Origin of the sequence: Flectobacillus sp. (assembly GCF_049240685.1) — a bacterium.
In the GTDB taxonomy this organism is placed as follows: Bacteria; Bacteroidota; Bacteroidia; order Cytophagales; family Spirosomataceae; genus Flectobacillus.
On record NZ_JBMLSD010000425.1, the window covers coordinates 4938 to 9745 of the forward strand.

General features: G+C 35.9%; 4 protein-coding genes. All 4 read right to left on the reverse strand.

The features are described 5' to 3' along the window. Positions 1-186: 186 nt before the first annotated feature. Genes ACOVQ4_RS19190 through ACOVQ4_RS19205 form a run of 4 tightly spaced genes read right to left on the reverse strand, consistent with a single transcriptional unit; the run spans position 187 to position 4192 of the window. Positions 187-1272, reverse strand: coding sequence for a hybrid sensor histidine kinase/response regulator (locus ACOVQ4_RS19190; protein ID WP_421822220.1), 1086 nt, complete (start codon positions 1270-1272; stop codon positions 187-189). Beyond that, the gene (locus ACOVQ4_RS19195; RefSeq protein ID WP_421822221.1) at positions 1262-3154 is read right to left on the reverse strand and encodes an ATP-binding protein; all 1893 of its coding nucleotides are present in this window, start codon (positions 3152-3154) and stop codon (positions 1262-1264) included. The genes ACOVQ4_RS19190 and ACOVQ4_RS19195 overlap by 11 nt, the downstream gene beginning before the upstream one ends. Continuing rightward, positions 3151-3558, reverse strand: coding sequence for a response regulator (locus ACOVQ4_RS19200; RefSeq protein ID WP_421822222.1), 408 nt, complete (start codon positions 3556-3558; stop codon positions 3151-3153). Before ACOVQ4_RS19200 ends, ACOVQ4_RS19195 begins: the two co-directional genes overlap by 4 nt. A 4-nt stretch (positions 3559-3562) precedes the next feature. Beyond that, positions 3563-4192, reverse strand: a complete 630-nt coding sequence (locus tag ACOVQ4_RS19205; RefSeq protein WP_421822223.1) for a response regulator — start codon at positions 4190-4192, stop codon at positions 3563-3565. Between the last annotated feature and the right edge of the window lie 616 nt (positions 4193-4808).

Sequence of the window (4808 nt, forward strand, 5' to 3'; positions counted from 1 at the left end):
ATAGCCGTAAGCCAAAAAGTTTAAGTTTTGTTTATTAGGCGCAAGGCAACAGGCATAAGGCAACGAGTGTAAAATTGTTTCTTAGGAACAACAGATATATTTCGCCGAATGCTCAAAGCTGATAGCTGAAAGCCTAAAGCTGAATTCCCAAAGCCGAATGCCAAGCTGAAAACCTAGTTTTTATTATCAAATACTCACAGGGATTTTCATAATCACTTCAAAAAGATTATTTTGTCCGAGGACTTCCATCTGGCCGTGTACTGTTTTCACCCACTCCTGAATAATAAAAAGTCCAAGGCCTGTTCCATTCATATCTTTGGGGTTATGCGCTTGATAAAAAGGCTTTATGTCTTGACTACTAACCTGATAGTTGCCCGAATAATGATTCCGAATAATTAAAACAAGGTAGTTGTTTTCAAGCCTCGTATCGGCATATACTTTATAAGATGGATTGGCATATTGAATGATGTTTTGAAATATTTCGGTAAGGACAAACTCCAAAAGTACTTCGTCATATCCATATAAAACATTAATATTTGATCTAATATTGAATTCGAATGGCGCAGTAGTTCCTTTTTTTAGTGACTCTACAATTTGTTTTTGAAGCTTTAAAATATGAACAATTCCACTAGTAGAGTTTCTCCAAGGGTTATCATGATTTGATAACTGATTGTACCAGAGTAGTTTTCGGGTGGTTCTCAAAATACGATTTCCCGAAATACTAATACCTTCCAACAGTGGTAGGGCTTCTTCTACTTGATTGTTCTGAATCATGCTTACCGCCATCTTACTAAGGTTGACTATACCATTAAGGGGTGTAAGATATTCATGGCTTGAAATATTGTAAAAAACGTCAACCGCATTTTTTTTGATTTCAAGGCCAACAGATTCTTTTTTTTGGTTGCTCATCAACAATCTCGCTCGAATAGTCTCGACCAAATCTTTTGACATAAATGGCTTGGTAAGGAAATCGTCGGCACCAAGATTCATACCTTTTCTTTTATCAAGAAAATCTGCTCTAGCAGTCAAGAAAATAAACGGTAAATGAATAAATTCTTGAATAGCACGAATGCGTTTTAATACTTCGAAGCCATCTACTTCATCGAGCATGATATCACAAACCACCAAATCTGGCTGAACGGACTTGACTAGCTCAACACCTAACTGCCCTTGATGAGCAACCTCACACTCAAATCCGTTTAATTCGAGAATTGTTTTTGTGTTTTCTGCAAGCAATAAATCATCTTCGATTAATACGATTTTAGGCGTCATGATGGTTAAGTTCTAGTAGAACAGAAGTTCCTTGGTTTTGTTTACTCTTTACCTGAATAGAGGCTTTATGGGAATCGACAAAATACTTGACTACCAGCAAGCCGAGTCCTGTACCCTTTATACCTTCCACGTTGGAGGCTCTTGCAAATGCTTTAAAAAGATTTGGGAGGTCTTTTTCAGGAATACCGATGCCAAAATCTTTAATCAAGATACTCACACCATTGGAATGATAGCGTAGTCGGATTACGGGCGATTGTCGGTTTACTGAATACTTGAAGGCATTTTCAATCAAATTTTTCAGAATGTGAGTCATCATTAATTTATCAAAATAAACCAAATGCTCTTCTCCCTTAATCCTGAGCTCGACGCGTCGGCCATCTTGGTAGGGCTCAAAGTTGGTGGCTATAATATTGGTGACCAATTCCGTAATGTTTTGCGGATAAGGTCGATATTCCATTTTGCCACCTTCTATTTTACTGATTAGCAATAACTCCTGCATCAATGATTCCATTCCTTTTACCTCATTGATGATTCTACTCAGATGCAACTCGAGCTGTGGTTTGGTTACACGATCTGCCTCGTTCAACATCTCTAGTATTTCGGCGCTTGACTGAATCACAGACATAGGAGTCCGCATTTCGTGAGAAACGATATTGACAAAACCCGACTTAAGCTCATTGAGACGTCGCTCCTTATCAATAATTTTTTGTAACTCCGACACCGCATAGTATTGGTCAGAAACATCACTCAAGAAAATAGCATAGTTTATATTGCCAGCTTTACCCTGTACATACGGCGTAAAAGAGTATGAAAAATACTTAGTCATACCATATTTGTCTTTTACTTGGTATACCTTGGCGGTGTGTTGCGCAAATTGAGATTGCTGATAAAGCTCTATATCTTTTTTGATGATACTGGTATCTTCGATGGCAATATCATCAATTCCTTTTCCAATAATCTGACTAGTAGGAATACCAAAAAAAGATTCATAGGCGGCATTGGCAAAAACAATTTGGTAGTGATGGTCGATGACAATTACCACAACATCCAATAAATCAGCCACTTTGGCAAAAGTAATGTCTTTTTGGCGGGCGTATTCCTCCGTTTTTTTGAGTGAAGTCACATCCATTCCATAACCAACTACAAATTCGAGTTCACCGTTTTCTTTAAAAATCGGCTGAAAACGTCTCAAATTATATTTGAGTTGCCCTTCGCGATTGACACCATCTTCCAAGAATTCATATACCGATTGGGTAGTAATAGCCTCATTAAAAGCATTTCGACGAACATCAGCAAAATGCGTATCTTTTCCTCGGTATTGAGCAAAATCATAGTCATCTTTATTGATTAACCATTCTCTCAGTTGAGCATCCTTTATTGCAGTTTGATTAATATAAACATACTGATGTTTTTTATTCCAAACAGCTATATCAGCTGGTATATGATTAAGGATTTGTTCATAAAATTTTTTTAGGTGCATACTATGATACTCCATCGTACGAGCCTCGGTGTAATCATAATATATCCAAACGTGCCCTTCATGAACACCCTCATTAATAATTGGCAAATAATCTCTTAAAAACACTCTACCATCTGCCAATTCCATTAATTCATGAGATACGAATTCTTCATTTTTAAGTATTTCATCAATTCTCGAAATAAATAGGGAAGGATTGCTAAACATACTAGCGCTCTGAGAGGCTGCTACTTTGCAATCAAAACCAATTAACTGCTCGGGACTAAGCGGAATATTGAAAAGTTGGCAAAAATTCTGGTTGACAAACTGTAGTTTGCGGTCATAACTTTCCATCAATACCGCAAACGGAATTTTATTGAGTACAAAATTGAGCTGGGCTTGTAGTTTGTCTTCTTTGAGTATCATTGCTTAAACAATTCAATAGATTCGTTAATAGCATTTTTGATTTGTTCCTTTTCTACAGGTTTTGATAAAAACTGTACAATGTCTGCATTAGGCATTTTTTCAATAAAATGTGAATAACTTGATGCCGAAATTACTACAACTTGAATATTGGTATGCTCAAATTCTTTAGGATGTTTTTTAAGAAAATCTAAAAAATCGTAGCCATCCATCACTGGCATATTGAGGTCGAGTAAAACAATAACGTCTTTGTAGGAGGTCTTTTTTAACCAATTAATAGCATCTTCACCATTTTCACATTCTTGGTATGATTGATTCAAAAATTCAAGGGTTTTGCCTAGTACAAAACGATTGATAAAATCATCGTCAACTATAAGGCAAATTGGCGGTTCGTTACTTAATATCATTAGGTTAGTTTATGAATAGGGCTAATAATTCACCTTTTGAATTAATCCCTAATTTGTGATAAATTTTCTTTACATGATCATTGACGGTGGTATAACTGATGTAAAGTTTGTCTGCGATTTCCTTGTAGGACATACCTTTTAGTAAATAATCCATCACGTCAAGCTCTCGTCGTGATAGTAGCTCCTCTGCTTTTACTTTCCTTTCTGGCGGCTTTTGGTTTATTTTAGAAAAAAGCATTGAAGCTACTTCAGGCGATATAAGTGCTCCATTATTTTTGATGATGTCTATTTGTTCAACAAGTCTTTTTAATGAAAGCGGTTTCAATAAATAGCCATTTGCACCCGCTTTCACGGCCTCCCAAATAGACTCTTCGTTGCACGTACCACTAATCATCACAATATGTGTGTTTTGGAAACGCTCTCTCACCTTGCTTATTCCTTCGATTCCTGATATTCCTGGCAAACCTACGTCAATAAACACAATATAGGGCTCTTGATTGACTTGAAGGCTTTGTGTCAAAAAACTCTCAATACTACTGGCCGAAATATTTACCTCAATATCAGGGTATATAGAGAAAAATGTTTCTATATTTTCTCTAAGGATACTATCATCTTCTATGATTCCGATTTGCATACGATATACTGGGGTTACAATGCTCTAGCTTATATTATCAAATGTAAGAGTAAAGTAACGATAGTGACAGGATTTTTGCTCAATATAAAAATGACAAAAATCAGTATATCTACTTAATTTTTATGATGGGCTTTCTTTTAAATGAATGGTAAGGTAATCTACACCGCAATACATTTAGTTTGATTACCTGTGGTACAAAGTTGTATCATTTTGAGAAGTGAAACAATCCCTACTTCTAGGGATTTTGCAGGAAATGGCAGAAAATTTGCAAAAATTGGCAAGGTTCATCATCTCTATTCGCTGTTTTATCATCGAGGTTCTCAACAAATAAAACAACGAATTAGGATGACTAGTCAAAGAAAGTAGGATTATAATTCAGAAAGTGATAAAGTTGAAGGCAACAGGCAACAGGAAACAGGAAACAGGCACAAGGCAAAGAGTGTTAAGTTATTTCTTAACAATAGATACGTTTTTGCCGAATGCTCAAAGCTGATAGCCATAAGCCTTTTGTTCCTGTTGCCCATAATACACCACTTCGTTCTAATTTTGTGTAATTACTAGCAATCAAAGAAAGATTTAATTACAATTTTTAAGATAAAATCTTAAGGAATACATC

Excerpts from the sequence above, each read along its gene's own strand:
- ACOVQ4_RS19190 (WP_421822220.1), bottom strand. The coding sequence starts at position 1,272 with ATGACGCCTAAAATCGTATTAATCGAAGATGATTTATTGCTTGCAGAA.
- ACOVQ4_RS19200 (WP_421822222.1), bottom strand. The coding sequence starts at position 3,558 with ATGATATTAAGTAACGAACCGCCAATTTGCCTTATAGTTGACGATGAT.
- ACOVQ4_RS19195 (WP_421822221.1), bottom strand. The coding sequence starts at position 3,154 with ATGATACTCAAAGAAGACAAACTACAAGCCCAGCTCAATTTTGTACTC.
- ACOVQ4_RS19205 (WP_421822223.1), bottom strand. The coding sequence starts at position 4,192 with ATGCAAATCGGAATCATAGAAGATGATAGTATCCTTAGAGAAAATATA.